10 protein-coding genes are annotated in these 14,245 nt (G+C 61.2%); 6 read left to right on the top strand and 4 right to left on the bottom strand.

Annotated elements, in window-relative coordinates; genetic code table 11:
* The 6 genes from PspTeo4_RS02830 (at window position 1) to PspTeo4_RS02805 (ending at window position 9,450) form a co-directional block, all read left to right on the top strand.
* Window positions 1-1,074 (top strand): microcin C ABC transporter permease YejB, encoded by a 1,074-nt coding sequence (locus PspTeo4_RS02830; RefSeq protein ID WP_322362198.1) that lies wholly within the window; start codon window positions 1-3, stop codon window positions 1,072-1,074.
* 1 nt (window position 1,075) lies between these two features.
* Complete coding sequence (locus tag PspTeo4_RS02825) at window positions 1,076-2,095, top strand: ABC transporter permease (RefSeq protein ID WP_322362197.1); 1,020 nt, start codon at window positions 1,076-1,078, stop codon at window positions 2,093-2,095.
* Between the two features lies 1 nt (window position 2,096).
* Window positions 2,097-3,707 carry an ABC transporter ATP-binding protein gene (locus PspTeo4_RS02820; protein ID WP_322362196.1) on the top strand — a complete coding sequence of 537 codons (1,611 nt, stop codon included), beginning with the start codon at window positions 2,097-2,099 and terminating at the stop codon, window positions 3,705-3,707.
* Between the two features lie 635 nt (window positions 3,708-4,342).
* On the top strand, window positions 4,343-7,333 hold the full coding sequence (locus PspTeo4_RS02815; protein WP_322362195.1) for a T6SS effector BTH_I2691 family protein: 2,991 nt from the start codon (window positions 4,343-4,345) through the stop codon (window positions 7,331-7,333).
* A gap of 3 nt (window positions 7,334-7,336) precedes the next feature.
* Window positions 7,337-8,209, top strand: a complete 873-nt coding sequence (locus tag PspTeo4_RS02810) for a DUF6708 domain-containing protein (RefSeq protein ID WP_322362194.1) — start codon at window positions 7,337-7,339, stop codon at window positions 8,207-8,209.
* A 92-nt stretch (window positions 8,210-8,301) separates the two neighbouring features.
* Window positions 8,302-9,450, top strand: coding sequence for a M14-type cytosolic carboxypeptidase (locus PspTeo4_RS02805; RefSeq protein WP_322362193.1), 1,149 nt, complete (start codon window positions 8,302-8,304; stop codon window positions 9,448-9,450).
* Window positions 9,451-9,550: 100 nt separating this feature from the next.
* Here the strand turns inward: PspTeo4_RS02805 and PspTeo4_RS02800 are convergent, their stop codons facing one another.
* From PspTeo4_RS02800 to PspTeo4_RS02785, 4 genes are all read right to left on the bottom strand, one after another.
* Complete coding sequence (locus PspTeo4_RS02800; protein WP_322362192.1) at window positions 9,551-10,522, bottom strand: spore coat U domain-containing protein; 972 nt, start codon at window positions 10,520-10,522, stop codon at window positions 9,551-9,553.
* Window positions 10,519-12,846 (bottom strand): fimbria/pilus outer membrane usher protein, encoded by a 2,328-nt coding sequence (locus PspTeo4_RS02795; protein WP_322364789.1) that lies wholly within the window; start codon window positions 12,844-12,846, stop codon window positions 10,519-10,521. The genes PspTeo4_RS02800 and PspTeo4_RS02795 overlap by 4 nt, the downstream gene beginning before the upstream one ends.
* A 78-nt stretch (window positions 12,847-12,924) precedes the next feature.
* Entirely contained in the window at window positions 12,925-13,701 is a 777-nt protein-coding gene (locus PspTeo4_RS02790) for a molecular chaperone (protein ID WP_322362191.1), read from the bottom strand.
* A 39-nt stretch (window positions 13,702-13,740) separates the two neighbouring features.
* On the bottom strand, window positions 13,741-14,244 hold the full coding sequence (locus PspTeo4_RS02785; RefSeq protein WP_322362190.1) for a spore coat U domain-containing protein: 504 nt from the start codon (window positions 14,242-14,244) through the stop codon (window positions 13,741-13,743).
* Between the last annotated feature and the right edge of the window lies 1 nt (window position 14,245).

Genomic DNA, 14,245 nt, shown 5'->3' with positions numbered 1-14,245 from the left:
ATGCTGGCCTATATCCTGCGCCGCCTGCTGCTGATCATTCCGACGCTGTTCGGCATCCTGATCATCAACTTCATCATCGTCCAGGCCGCCCCCGGTGGCCCGGTGGAACAGATGATCGCCAAGCTCGAAGGCTTCGAAGGCGCCACCAGCCGCATCGCCGGTGGCGGCGCGGAAGTCTCGGTGGCCGGCTCCAACTACCGCGGAGCCCAGGGCCTTGACCCAGCATTGATCGCCGAAATCGAGCGCATGTACGGCTTCGACAAATCGGCACCGGAACGGCTGTGGATCATGGTCAAGAACTACGCCCAGCTGGACTTCGGCGACAGCTTCTTCCGCGACGCCAAGGTCATCGACCTGATTGCCGAGAAAATGCCGGTATCGATCTCGCTGGGGCTGTGGAGCACCCTGATCATGTACCTGGTGTCGATCCCTCTGGGGATCGCCAAGGCCGTGCGTCACGGCAGCCACTTCGATGTCTGGACCAGCTCGGCGATCATCGTCGGCTATGCCATTCCCGCGTTCCTGTTCGCCATTTTGCTGATCGTGCTGTTCGCCGGCGGCAGCTACTTCGACTGGTTCCCGCTCAGGGGGCTGACCTCGAACAACTTCGACGAGCTGTCCACCACCGGCAAGGTGCTGGACTACTTCTGGCACCTGGTGCTGCCGATTACCGCGCTGGTGATCGGCAACTTCGCCACCATGACCCTGCTGACCAAGAACAGCTTTCTGGACGAGATCAACAAGCAGTACGTGATCACTGCCAAGGCCAAAGGCCTGAGCCGGCCACGGGTGCTGTACGGCCATGTGTTCCGCAACGCCATGCTGCTGGTGATCGCCGGTTTTCCGTCGGCGTTCATCGGCATCTTCTTCACAGGCTCGCTGCTGATCGAGGTGATTTTCTCGCTCGACGGCCTGGGCCTGATGAGTTTCGAAGCGGCAATCAACCGCGACTACCCGGTGGTCTTCGGCACCCTGTTCATCTTCACCCTGCTGGGGCTGGTGGTGAAGCTGATCGGCGACCTGACCTACACCCTGGTCGATCCACGCATCGACTTCGCCAGCCGGGAGCACTGACATGGCCCTGTCCCCTCTCAACCGTCGGCGCTTCGAGCGCTTCAAGGCCAACCGCCGGGGCTGGTGGTCGTTGTGGCTGTTCATCATCCTGTTCGGCCTGAGCCTGGGCGCCGAACTGGTCGCCAACGACAAACCGATTGCCGTGCGCTACGACAGCCAGTGGTATTTCCCGGCTTTCAAGCGCTACCCAGAAACCACCTTCGGCGGCGAGTTCCCGTTGGAGGCCAACTACAAGAGCCCCTACATACGCGAGCTACTGGCCAAGAAAGACAGCTTCGTGCTGTGGGCACCGATTCCGTTCAGCTACCAGAGCATCAACTACGACCTGAAGGTCCCCGCCCCCGCGCCGCCCTCGGCCGACAACTGGCTGGGCACCGACGACCAAGGGCGTGACGTGCTGGCCCGGGTGATCTACGGCTTCCGCATTTCGGTGCTGTTCGCCCTGACCCTGACCGTGCTTAGCTCCATCGTCGGCGTCATTGCCGGCGCCTTGCAGGGCTATTACGGCGGCTGGGTCGACCTGGCTGGCCAGCGGTTCCTGGAAGTCTGGTCGGGCCTGCCGGTGCTGTACCTGCTGATCATTCTCGCAAGCTTCGTCCAGCCCAACTTCTGGTGGCTGCTGGGCATCATGCTGCTGTTCTCATGGATGAGCCTGGTGGACGTGGTGCGCGCCGAGTTCCTGCGTGGGCGTAACCTTGAGTACGTGCGCGCCGCACGCGCCCTGGGCATGCGCAATGGCGCCATCATGTATCGCCACATCCTGCCCAACGCGATGATTTCGACCATGACCTTCATGCCCTTCATCCTCACCGGCGCCATCGGCACCCTGACCGCCCTGGACTTCCTCGGCTTCGGCCTGCCCCCCGGCGCACCTTCGCTGGGTGAGCTGGTGGCCCAGGGCAAATCCAACCTGCAGGCGCCCTGGCTGGGCATCAGCGCCTTCGCCGTGCTGGCGGTGATGCTGAGCCTGCTGGTGTTCATCGGCGAGTCCGCCCGCGATGCCTTCGACCCGAGGAAATGACATGAGCGAACACAACCTGATCGAAGTCCGTGATCTTGCGGTGGAGTTCGTCACCGGCGAGCAGGTCAACCGCGTGGTCGACGGCATCAGTTTCGACATCCGCAAGGGCGAGACCCTGGCCCTGGTCGGCGAGAGCGGCTCGGGCAAGTCCGTGACCGCCCACTCGATCCTGCGCCTGCTGCCCTACCCTCTGGCCCGCCACCCCAGCGGCAGCATCGGCTACGAAGGCAAGGACCTGTTGCATCAAAGCGAAAAGGCCATGCGGCACATCCGTGGCAACCGCATCGCGATGATCTTCCAGGAGCCGATGACCTCCTTGAACCCACTGCACTGCATCGAGAAGCAGATCAACGAGATTCTGCTGCTGCACAAGGGCCTGACCGGCAAGCAGGCCACCGCCCGCACCCTCGAACTGCTGGAAATGGTCGGCATTCCCGAGCCGAAGAAGCGTTTGAAGGCGTTGCCCCATGAACTGTCCGGCGGCCAGCGCCAGCGGGTGATGATTGCCATGGCCCTGGCCAACGAGCCTGAACTGCTGATCGCCGACGAGCCGACCACGGCGCTGGATGTGACCGTGCAGTTGAAGATTCTCGACCTGCTGAAGAAGCTACAGGCGCGCTTGGGCATGGCCCTGCTGCTGATCAGCCACGACCTCAACCTGGTGCGGCGCATCGCCCACCGTGTGTGCGTGATGCAGCGCGGGCAGATCGTCGAGCAAGCCGACTGCGGCACACTGTTCAGCGCGCCGCAGCACCCTTACACGCAGATGCTGATCAACGCCGAGCCCAGCGGGTTGCCCGCGCACAACCCGGTGGGGGCGCCGTTGCTCGAGGTGAAGGACCTCAAGGTCTGGTTCCCGATCAAGAAGGGTTTGTTGCGGCGCACGGTCGACCATGTAAAGGCAGTGGATGGGGTCAACTTCAGCCTGCCCCAGGGGCAGACGCTGGGGATCGTGGGCGAGTCCGGGTCGGGCAAGTCGACGCTGGGGCTGGCCATCTTGCGGCTGATTTCCAGCCAGGGCGGGATCCGTTTTCATGGGCAGAATCTGGAAGGGCTGAACCAGAAGGAAGTGCGCCCGTTACGGCGGGAAATGCAGGTGGTGTTCCAGGACCCGTTCGGCAGCCTCAGCCCACGCATGTGCGTGGCGGATATCGTCGGTGAAGGCCTGCGCATTCACCGGATCGGCACCCCGGCGGAGCAGGAAACCGCAATCGTCGCGGCCCTGGAGGAAGTGGGGCTTGATCCACGGACACGCCACCGTTACCCCCATGAGTTTTCCGGCGGGCAGCGTCAGCGGATTGCGATTGCCCGGGCGCTGGTGTTGAAGCCTGCATTGATCCTGCTGGATGAGCCGACCTCGGCGCTGGACCGGACCGTGCAACGGCAAGTGGTAGAGTTGCTGCGCAACCTGCAGAGCAAGTACAACCTGACCTACCTGTTCATCAGCCATGACCTGGCGGTGGTCAAGGCATTGAGTCACCAGTTGATGGTGATCAAGCATGGGCATGTGGTGGAACAAGGAGATGCGCAGGCGATTTTCCACGCGCCGCAGCATGCGTATACGCGGCAGTTGCTGGAAGCGGCGTTTTTGGAGGTTGATGCGGCTGGTTAGGTTTTTTACGAAAAGGGGTAAGGTTGTGCGGATGGTTTGCGGGGGAACCCGCGTCCACCGGCACGCCCCCCTGTAGGAGCCGGCTTGCCGGCGATGAGGCCAGCCGATGCGCCGCATCACTGGTGATTGCTTGGAGCCGAAAGCATAAGCTCGCTGTTGTTAGCGCGACGAATCGCGCTCACCGGACGATGACTTCCAAACATTCCCATGCCGCTGCCTTTATGCCACTCGTTGCCTAGCGTCGCTGCTCTGATCTGAGCATCACCCGCCAACAGCGCGCCAATAAGCGGTAGCATTGCCGCCAGCGGTCAGCGACTTCCGTTGCCATTCATAATTACGCCCCCTCTTTGCACACTTAAGTGCGCGACGCTGTCTTCACACCTGTAGTTGAATCAAATTATTTCAAAACAGGCGCGCGAAATTAACAAAGCGAAACTTCCTACACTCTTTTAGGAAGCCCAAATATGTATTGACTACCTATTGCACGTTATTGTCAGCACTTGGACTTGCTGCGGCACACTCATTCAACAAGCATTCTTATTTCTTCACTTTCAATTCGAGGGTGCTGGAAGATTGTCGCCGCACAACAAATAAGGACATCGAAACGCGCCAATACAGAGTAAGGAAACCACCCCATGACTGACTCCACCGTGAGCCGCGCCGTCTCCCACCCTGCCTGCAGCGCACGCGTTCCCATCCTGCCGGTGCGCTATGCCATCGTCCCGCGCGGGGCCGATGCCCCACCCTGCTGCTACACCGACTCCGGCTTCAATCTGGAACAAGGCTTCCCCCCGCTGCAGCACTCGGCCTACACCTTGCGCGCCCTGCGCCCAGGGTATGTCTATGTGTTCATGAGGGGCACCGAAGGCGAAAAGCTGGTCATCCATGAATACGACGGCGAAGGCCGTTACAAGGAACTGCGCTACCGCGGCCTGGAGTGCTACCACCGCCGCGATGCCTACCTGTCCCGCCGGACCATGGGCTGGGTCTGGGCCGACACCTGCACTGACACCGCCAGTGAAGTCTGGATTGGCTACAGCCCGCACCTGTGGACCAACGCCATGACCGCCCGCATCACCACTTCGGCCGCAGTGCGCAAACGGCATATGCGCCAGCTGGACATGGCCGAACTGATTGCCAACAACCAGGCCCCGTCCACCCAGCCCCACGTATTGCCGGTCAGCGCCCTGACCACTTGGGTTGAGGACTTCAAGCAGGAAGACCGGCGCATGTCGCTGACCTGGAGCAGCCACCCGCGCCACGACTTGCTGCCCATTGGCAACCTCAGCGCCATGGCAAAGCACTACCCCAGCACCCAGCCGAAAATCCCGGCGGTGGTGGTGCTGGCCGATGCCGAAGGCATGGCGCTGGACCTGGCCCTGTCCGCTTCGGCCTACCAGCACCAGATGCGCGACTTGATGCCGTCCGAACAACTGGAGCACACCCGCCCCGCGCAGAGCCCCGCACAGCAATGCCTACCCGCCTGCTACCGCCTGGATGCCGAACGGCTGAGCGCACAAAGCCAGGATTTTCACCACCGAAACCTGGTGGCCATGCTGCTGAACAAGACGCTGGAGAGCCTGTACCCCGCCGATGTGCCCACCCCGGAGATCGTTGCACGAGACCTTTTGCCAGACTCGCCGGTCAGCTCGCTGGCCAAGGCGCAGGCCCGCTACCAAGCGCTGACCCACCCCGACTATTCCCCCGGTGGCGCACGCCTGGCCCAGCGTATCGATGCCGCGAAGTACCAGCGGTTCCTGGCCGAACGCGACGAACTGGAACAACGCATCGACGGCTTGCGCACCCTGGCGATGCAGGCCATCAGCGATCACGACCTGTGGCTGGCCACCGCCGAAGCGCCGCACATCGATGATCCGTACAGCCTGGCAGCAGCGCTGGCCTGCTACGACCGCAACGAGATAGTTTCCGCCCGAGGCCTGGAAATCGCCCTGGCCTTGCTCATCCACCCCATGAGCCAACCGGTGCCGGGCACCGAAGACTACGACCAGCGCTTCCGGCGCCTGGAGCGCTGGCTGGATCAGCACGACAGCCCGCTGTACATGGCCCTGGCGCCGTTCAACCCGTTCAAGGACAAAGCCGATGCCGTCGGCACCCTGCTGGGCGGCAGCGACAACGTCATCGAAGGCCTCGTTGGCCGCTTTCCGGCGATTGCCGACATCACCGACCTCACCGCCCAGTCCGTCAATGCCGTGGTGCTCAAACGCATGCGCGGCCAGACCCGCTGGGATGCCAGTCACACGCTGCGCCAACAGGTGCTGGCCGCCGCCCAGGAAGCCAATGCCGAAAAGGCCCTGGGGTTGTTGGCCGCGCGCTACGGGATCACCGACCAGCTGATACGGGAGAATCCGTTCAGTAAGGAGGTGGAACGCTACCTGAAGACCGGGATGGCCCAGGTCGAGGAACTGAAGCAACTCCGGTTGACCGGTAGCCGAACAGTCACCGTCGAGCTAACGACCACCACACGGGTCAAGCCAAACTTCATCGGGTTGCTGACGGCGAGCGCGGGGATGGGTTTGAATGCGGGGATGCTCTGGTTCAATGTGATTGCACTGAAAGCGGCGTACAACAGTTTGCAGCAAAGTGACACGCTGGAATACACCACCGGGTTTGCGGCCTCCATCTTCGGTGTGATCGGTGCGGCGGCGGCAACACTGGTGAGTGTGCGGGCTACGCAAAAGGCGGTGATGTTGCGCTTGAGCAAAACGGCTCCGGGCATGGCGTTTGGCAATGGGTTTGTAAAGTTTCTGGGAAGCAACCTGTTTGCGCGGCTATCCGGTTACCCCGCAATTATATTTGGATTTTATTCAGACCTCGAAAAAGCTGCGCGCCAGCAAAACCATGGTGACCGGATTGCTAGTATGTACACACTTTCAGGTGGATTCACCGCCGCCATCGGATCCTCATTGATTTTAGAAGGCGGCCTCGCCATCGCTGGCCCCACATCGGTGATTCCATTCGCGGGCTGGGCTGCCGCTGGAGTCGTACTATTAGGTGCGGCACTTATTGCAGGAGGACTTTATCTTCATGCAAAAGCGAACGAACGGCTTCATAGCCCTATTGAGCTATGGGCAGCCCGGAGCATCTTCGGCACACGCCTCAACGACGGAGAAATCCGTACAGGTTTAACGCTAGACTTTGAGCAAAAACTTCCCAGATACGTCAGTCTCACTGAAGAAATCAGAACATGGCAGGCCGAATATTACTCCCCAATTTTGCTAACTGCTAAAGACGCAAAACAGTTAGGTCTTGACGGCCTAACCAGTGGCTGGAGCGACGATAACTCTTGGTCACCGTCTAACTGGATAGCCATCATTAATGACGATTCGCCCACACCTTACACCACCGCAGAGTTCACCATACTTCTACGTGAATTCATCGTTGGGCAGAGCAAGTGGTCGGGAGCCTTGACCAGCCTAGACGGCAATGGAAACCTGAGAGAGCTCCCATTAGTCCCCTTGTGCAAAACCACACCTGCTGGATTGGTAATTTATATTAAAAACGAAATAAGCAAAGCCAAGGAGGCAACACTAAACATTGCCTACCTGCCAAACCAAGGCTTGCATGAAAAATCCGAGTCATCAGCAGAATTCAAACTTGAGAAGTAAGCCATGTCAGTAATATGGATATTCGATCAAAACAACAAAAGCAACATAACCCCCAGAATTTGCGACCAACAGCTTAGCATTTCCGACAAGATACTCTGCTTACGCAACCCTTGGGTAACCGACTCTGTGTTCATGGGAAAGTTATACACAGCCATGACAGTAATATTGATCCTTCTAACCTACCCCGGCATAGTCCTCGACGCCATAACATCCCCCTACGATAAAGACTATCCATTTATAGCCATGCTAATATTAGCGCCTTTTATTTTTACCCCATTTCTGATATATCGAATCACCTTCATCAAACAACTTTCCAGCTTCTACTTAAACCGCTCCACCAAAAAAATCTATTACCAACGATTCAGTAAACTCTTCGTGTTCGACTGGAAGAACATCGGAGGTGGACTATTCAAACGCACCGAATTCGGCGGTTCTTCCTTCAGCACCCAGTACGCCCTCGCATTCGCCCCGCGCCGAGCGGATGGCACGCTCCATCAAAAAGACTGCCTCTGGGTAGACAGCAACGAACCCACCGACTCTGACATCACCCATGTCGCCGAAGTCTGGGAGTACATTCGCCATTTCATGGACCACGGCCCAGACAAGTTACCGCCACCCGGTGAACCCAACTGGTGGTACAGGCCACTTCACGCCATCTGCCTGACCCCAACGGAAGCTTGGCGTCATTACGCCCCTTGGCGAACCGGCGAGCCCGGTGAAATGCAGGGCAAGAAACTCTGGCAGCTGCCTTTCTGGGCTGTGCTGTTCCCCTACAACCTGACACTTGCAATCTGCTGGTATGGCGTTTGTCGCCTCTTCAATGTTCGGGCTGCATTGCCGCCCTCCGAAGCCTTCGAGGTACCACACAAGAAATAACCAGGGAGGCATACACACTTACCCCCTCCAAAACCGCAACATCCCCCCAACCCGGTGTACAGTACCCCCACAAAAACCTCAGGAGCCTGACAATGACCGCAACGCTGTCCCCCCTGCAGATCGACTGCGATTTCGATTCCGGCAACATCCAGGTGCTGGATGTCAGCAACCCGAGTCAGGTGCACCTGGCCATCCGCCCGGACACGCACAGCGGCCATTTCCAGTGGTTCCACTTCAAGGTCAGCGGTCTCACGCCGGGTCAGGCCCATCGCTTCAGCCTGGACAACGCTTCTGAGTCTTCCTACAAGAACGCCTGGAGCGGCTACCACGCCGTGGCCTCCTACGACCAGCAAAGCTGGTTCCGGGTACCTAGCCAGTTCGATGGCAAAGCCCTTTCGTTCGAGCTGAAGGCTGAGCAGGAGCAGGTCTGGTTCGCCTACTTCGAGCCCTACCCTCGTGCCCGCCACAACCAGTTGATCGAGCGCGCCCAGCAGATTCCCGGTGTCGAACTGCTTGCCCATGGCCGCAGCGTGCAGGGCCGAGACATTCCACTGCTGCGCGCTGGCGATGGCGCGGCGGGCAAGCGCAAGTTGTGGCTGATCGCCCAGCAACACCCAGGCGAGCATATGGCCGAATGGTTCATGGAGGGGGTGATCGATCGCCTGCAGGCCAACGACGCGACGATGCAGCAACTGCTGGCCAAGGCCGACCTGTACCTGATTCCCAACATGAACCCTGATGGGGCCTTCCTCGGCCACCTGCGCACCAACTTCAAGGGCAAGGACCTCAACCGTGCCTGGCAGGACGCCAGCGTCGAGCTCAGCCCTGAGGTGTTCTTCGCCCAGGCGCAGATGAAACAACACGGCGTGGATGCGTTCATCGATGTGCATGGCGATGAGGAAATCCCGCATGTGTTCACCGCCGCCTGTGAAGGCAACCCGGGGTACACGCCGCGGCTGGCGAAGCTGGAAGAACAGTTTCGCAGCACGCTGTGCAGCGTGACGCCGGACTTCCAGACCAAGTACGGCTACACCCGTGACGAACCGGGGCAGGCCAATACGACCTTGGCGTGCAATGCAGTGGGCATGGCGTATGACTGCCTGTCGCTGACCCTGGAAATGCCGTTCAAGGACCATGACGATGCGCCGAACCCTGTCACTGGGTGGTCGGGGGCACGGTCGAAGGCGTTGGCTGGGGCGGTGTTGCAGACGTTGTTGAAGATGGTCGACGATTTGCGCTGAAGCTCAGGGCCTCATCGCCGGCAAGCCGGCTCCCACAGGTTCAGGCTGCGACGTAACATGTGGGAGCTGGCTTGCCGGCGATGGGGCCGCAAAAGCCAGATCAGAACTGCACATCCAGAATCACATTGTCGGTGTAACTCGCCGCCGGCGGTGTGGTCTGGTCGGTGTAGACCTTGGCGTTGTAATTGAACACCTGGCTGCCGGTTCCGGTCCCGTTTCCTGGGTTCACGTCGGCATCGCTACTCGAACGTCGGGCAGTGGTCAACGAACCCCAACGCACCGCGCCAGCACTCTTGAAGATGTCGTACGCCAGGTAATTGTTGGCGCTGGACTTCATCCTGCGCCGCCCGCCCGACACGTTCTCGCCATCATTGAGCCCTACCGTGTAGCTGCTGCCCTTGGTGCACGACAGGCTCACACTCTGGCTCACCGTGCCAAACCCGCCCACCACCGGGGCACTGCCGAAACTGATGTTGGGTGTGGTGATCTGGCAGTCGTTGCTTACCGTCAGGCTCACATTGAGGGTCCTGCTGCCGCTACCCGAGTCACGCCCAGCCAGACACAAACCACCGACAGCGACTCCGATGCAATAATCCCAGCTCCAGGCCAGGTTCAGGGTTTCCTGATACAGCCCCGCCGCGACATTGCTGCCAGTCTGGGTTTTCAGGTACAGCGGCACGGTTTTGGGGGCGATACTGCCGAGCAGGCCGAGTGCTTCGAGGATGCCCTTGGGGGCGAAATCGAACTGTGTGCCACGGGTGATCGCATAGGACGTGGTGTTGTCACCGTAGATCGTATAAGGGATGACATCCCCGGTCGGCCCGACCAGGCCTGCGCTGGACGACGTGATCGTGAGGTAGAAGTGGTCGGTGGTCGACAATAGCGATACCAACGAGCCGGTGCACTGCAGCCCGGCATTGGTGGTGGACGCACTCTGTACGACATTGCGCACCAAGGTCGAGTTGATCGTGCCGAAGGCTACCGGCGACGTCGATACCAATGTGCAGCCCGCCCACGCCGATCCGGCCGGCAGCAACGTACAGAGCAGCAAACCGCCAAGGCGCAGGTTCATCGGCACACCAATGGGCCGATCAGTGGAATCGAACCCTCCCCTTCAGGCAAGTCGAATTCGACCTGGCACTGCCCGCCTCCTTCAAGGTCCACTTGCAGGCGGTTGTGTGGCGACAGGTTCTCCAGGTAAACCAGGCCGTCCCAACCGACCACCGCTTGGCTGCCGGTTTCCTGATGCGTCACGCGACTGCCCAGTTTGAGCGCCTGCTGGCCGGCATCGACCAACTCGATGCTCGCCGCCAATACACGCTTGAGCGGGAACTCCAGCAGATAGCCACTACCCCGGCGCACCGCCACACGCTGCTCCACGTCTGCCGCCAGAATGTCCGGAGGTAAATCCATGGGGTCGATCTCGTATTTGCCGCGGTAGTAGCCGCTGCTGTATGGCACCAGCAGATGGCCGTTATGGTCGGTACGGCCGACTTCCTGGTTCTCGTAGCGCACCGGAATGTCGGCGTAACCGTCGGTGCTGATCACCACGAAGGCATCGTCGATACGGTTGGCGGCAAACAGGCCGGCGTCCATCCATACCAATGAACCGGTGGCGTCTGCCCAGCGAGTCAACTCGCCGCTGTTGCCATACACCCCGGCCTGCAGCTGCACCGACTGCAGGCGCCAGGTCACATCGGCCTGGTGGTAGGCGTCGCGATCACTGCCGATTGCATAACCCAGGTTGTAGCCCACGCCACTGCCCACCGGCACCGCGCGGCTGTAATTGACGCGCTGCAGGTCTTCGCCTTGCTGGGTGCGTTCGGCGCTCAAGGCCAAGGTCCCGTGCAGGTCGAACGGAATCACCAATTGCGCCTGCACCGCCCACTGGCTATCGCCAATTTCGCGGTTGGCTGACAGATAGAGGCTGCTGTTGCCCCACAGCGGTCGGCTCCAGCTCAGGTTGAGCAGACGTGTCCGTGTACCGTCGCCGGCACGCACATCGAAATAGCCTGCACCAAGGCTGCCATACTGGTTCAGGTTCAGGCTCACGGTGACCTGCTCGCTGCGCTGGCTCAGTTGCATGTCGGGTGTGTCGACCCGCGACAGGTCGGCATACTCGCCATGGCGTTGCAGGCGCTGGTAACTGAAGCCCAGGCGTTGGCTGTTGTACTGGTAGCCGAGCGCCACCTGGTGGCCTTTTTCACTTTCGAATTGGCTCTGCGCCACAGCAGCGTTGAGCACACCAAAATTGCCCAGGCGCATGTTTGCGCCCACGCCGCCAAGCAGCAAGGATTCTGCGGTTTCGACGTGGCTTTCCAGGGTGAAATTGTCGGTAAGGCCGTGACGCAAGCTGGCCGACGCGACGCCTGGGCCGTAGCTGAAATCGCTCACGCCATACTCACGGCGCAGGCTACCGGCGGCGATTGAGAAGTCCGACAGGCCTTTCTGCAACAGGGTGCTGGTGACATAGAACGGCAAGGTGGTCGACACCTGCCGACCGAGGGCGTCGGTGGTTACCACCACAGCCTCGCCAGCGCCATTGATGAAGGGCACGTTGGTCAGGGTGTAGGGGCCTGGCTGCAGCTCGGTGGTGCTGCTCTTGTAGCCGTTGATGAACAGGTCCAGCGAAGTGGGCACCGCCGTTTCGCCCGCGAACGCGGGCAGCGGATAAGTCACCAGGTCTGGTCGGGCGCCGAAGTCGCGGGATAACTGCAGGCCGCCAACGCGCACCGAGCTGGTCCAAGGCAAGCCACCGGTGACCAGGTCGCCGGCCTCGTAGGTCAGCAACCGCTGCTCGTCGGTGAAACGCCAGGTGGTGTCGTAGCGCAAGAAGCCCTGGCGGCTGTCGTCGCCCGGCATGCGATTGAACGACTGGCGCCACTGCCCGGTGGTGGCGAACGTGCCCCAGTTGTCGAACAGGCGCAGTTCGTTCCAGGCGGCCAGGTAAGTGCCGCCATCATCGGTGTCATTGAGGTAGAGGTCGTAGTTGAGCAGCGCACCGAAGCTGCTGCGGGCGTCGCTGGCCGGGTACAGGTTGCGAGCGCCGACCTGCTGGTCCGGCAGCCAGGTGGGCGGCACCTGCAGCGACAGGCGCTGGTTCTGGCTATCGTAGTCGGCATGCAGGCCCGGCACGGCATCCAGCGCCAGCTCGCCTTGGGGATTGCCCGGCAGGCTGACGCCCGCGCCACGCAGCACGTCGCTTTCCAGGTAAAGGCGCCCGGCCCGCTGCTGGACCGGCACCAGTTCAGCCTTGGGCACCTGGTTCACCAGCACATCGAGGTACAGCGTGGCGTCGGCGATGCTGGCCATCTCCGTGGGGGGTGGTGGCAAGTCGTCGGCAGCGCCCAGGCCGGGGCCGAGCAGAACCACCCCCAGGCACCAGCGGCGCGCCATCAGCGATGGCCATTTCACACACGGATTCCAACCATTGCCGGGGCCTCCCTAGCCACTGCCAAGCAATCAGCTGAAGGTTCATTGGCCCTGACGGATGGCTTCGGCCAGTTCCTGGCCGTTGACCCGGCCTTTGAGCACGCTGCCGGCATTCGGCGCCATCGGCGCCGGCCAACGCATGCTGGCCCCCGGCAGTACATACCCCAGCAGGCCCTCGGCCAGCGGCCTGGACTGGTTGCCTTGCTGCACCACCACGTCGGTCAGGCGAGCGTGAACCGGGCCGGTGTTGCGCAGTTCCACATAAGGCTTGCCCTGCACTGTCACCGCGCGCCAGCTCAGCTGCGGCTTGCCAACACTGTCGGCGCTGCGCCTGCCTTCAGGGTCGGGTTTGCCCCACAGGCCTTCGCCATAGACGAACAGCGGTACCGAATAACGCATCTGCAGGCGGATGGCCGCGGTCGTGCCCTGGCTGGATGTGTCGGTTGGCAACGGCGAAGGGATTTCATCGATGATGATGCGGTAGGCCTGTTCCTGGCCGACGGGTGAGTTAGCGATACGCGTCAGCCGCACCAGTTGCTTCTGCCCCGGTGCGATAGTGGCAACCGGCGGGCTGCCGATGATGTCGCGCTGGGCCTGGAACTGCTCTTGATAGTCGCCCTGGCGCCAGGCGAAGACGCGCACCTGCAAGCTGGTCGGAGCGGTCCCACGGTTTTCCAGCCACAACGCACCCGCCTTCTGGCCAGCCTCCAGAACCGGATCAATCGGCCAGATCAATACCGACGTGGCGGCCCCTGCCGGCACACTGGCCAGCAGCAACAGCCCCAACAACCCTCGCGCCCACTGCACGCCTGACGCCATACTGCTCTCCTTGGTTTCTTGTCATGGTTGCCGGCTGTGTCACCAGGTCACCGTCACTTGCACCACATCGGTGTAGGTGCCTGCCGGCAAAGTGCCGGTCAATGTCGTCCGGCCATAGACCGGTAATTTGATTGCGGCGGGGTCGCTGTAGCTGACCGTGGCGCTTGCCCCGATACTCAGCGCCTGGCTGTAGGCCGCATCGCTGTACAACTGATACGCAAGCAATTGCGTACCGCCACTGCGTTTGAGATTGCGCGTACCACTGGCGGGGTTCTGGCCGCCGTCCAGGCTCATGCTCATCGATACACCCGGGGTGCATTGGAATGTCACCGTAGTGCCGCCCAGGGAGGTGCTGAGGGTGCCGCTCGCAAGCGCCGACTGAGTGCCGAAATCGAGCAGGCCGTAGTTGCTCACGTTGCCCACGACCAGACAGCCGGCGACGATTTGCGCGGAAACCTGGAAGGTGCTGCTGGTCACCGCCCCCAGCGGTGCGGCCAGCAACACCCCTACCCCCGCGAGGCACCCGCTCAGGCAGCGGCGCATG

Source organism: Pseudomonas sp. Teo4 (assembly GCF_034387475.1).
Lineage (GTDB): Bacteria > Pseudomonadota > Gammaproteobacteria > Pseudomonadales > Pseudomonadaceae > Aquipseudomonas.
The sequence above is the reverse complement of the archived record's forward strand: the minus strand, read 5'-3'. Positions and strand labels throughout refer to the sequence as shown.

Excerpts from the sequence above, each read along its gene's own strand:
- PspTeo4_RS02785 (WP_322362190.1), bottom strand. The coding sequence starts at position 14,244 with ATGCGCCGCTGCCTGAGCGGGTGCCTCGCGGGGGTAGGGGTGTTGCTG.
- PspTeo4_RS02810 (WP_322362194.1), top strand. The coding sequence starts at position 7,337 with ATGTCAGTAATATGGATATTCGATCAAAACAACAAAAGCAACATAACC.
- PspTeo4_RS02830 (WP_322362198.1), top strand. The coding sequence starts at position 1 with ATGCTGGCCTATATCCTGCGCCGCCTGCTGCTGATCATTCCGACGCTG.
- PspTeo4_RS02790 (WP_322362191.1), bottom strand. The coding sequence starts at position 13,701 with ATGGCGTCAGGCGTGCAGTGGGCGCGAGGGTTGTTGGGGCTGTTGCTG.
- PspTeo4_RS02815 (WP_322362195.1), top strand. The coding sequence starts at position 4,343 with ATGACTGACTCCACCGTGAGCCGCGCCGTCTCCCACCCTGCCTGCAGC.
- PspTeo4_RS02805 (WP_322362193.1), top strand. The coding sequence starts at position 8,302 with ATGACCGCAACGCTGTCCCCCCTGCAGATCGACTGCGATTTCGATTCC.
- PspTeo4_RS02795 (WP_322364789.1), bottom strand. The coding sequence starts at position 12,846 with ATGGCGCGCCGCTGGTGCCTGGGGGTGGTTCTGCTCGGCCCCGGCCTG.
- PspTeo4_RS02800 (WP_322362192.1), bottom strand. The coding sequence starts at position 10,522 with ATGAACCTGCGCCTTGGCGGTTTGCTGCTCTGTACGTTGCTGCCGGCC.
- PspTeo4_RS02820 (WP_322362196.1), top strand. The coding sequence starts at position 2,097 with ATGAGCGAACACAACCTGATCGAAGTCCGTGATCTTGCGGTGGAGTTC.
- PspTeo4_RS02825 (WP_322362197.1), top strand. The coding sequence starts at position 1,076 with ATGGCCCTGTCCCCTCTCAACCGTCGGCGCTTCGAGCGCTTCAAGGCC.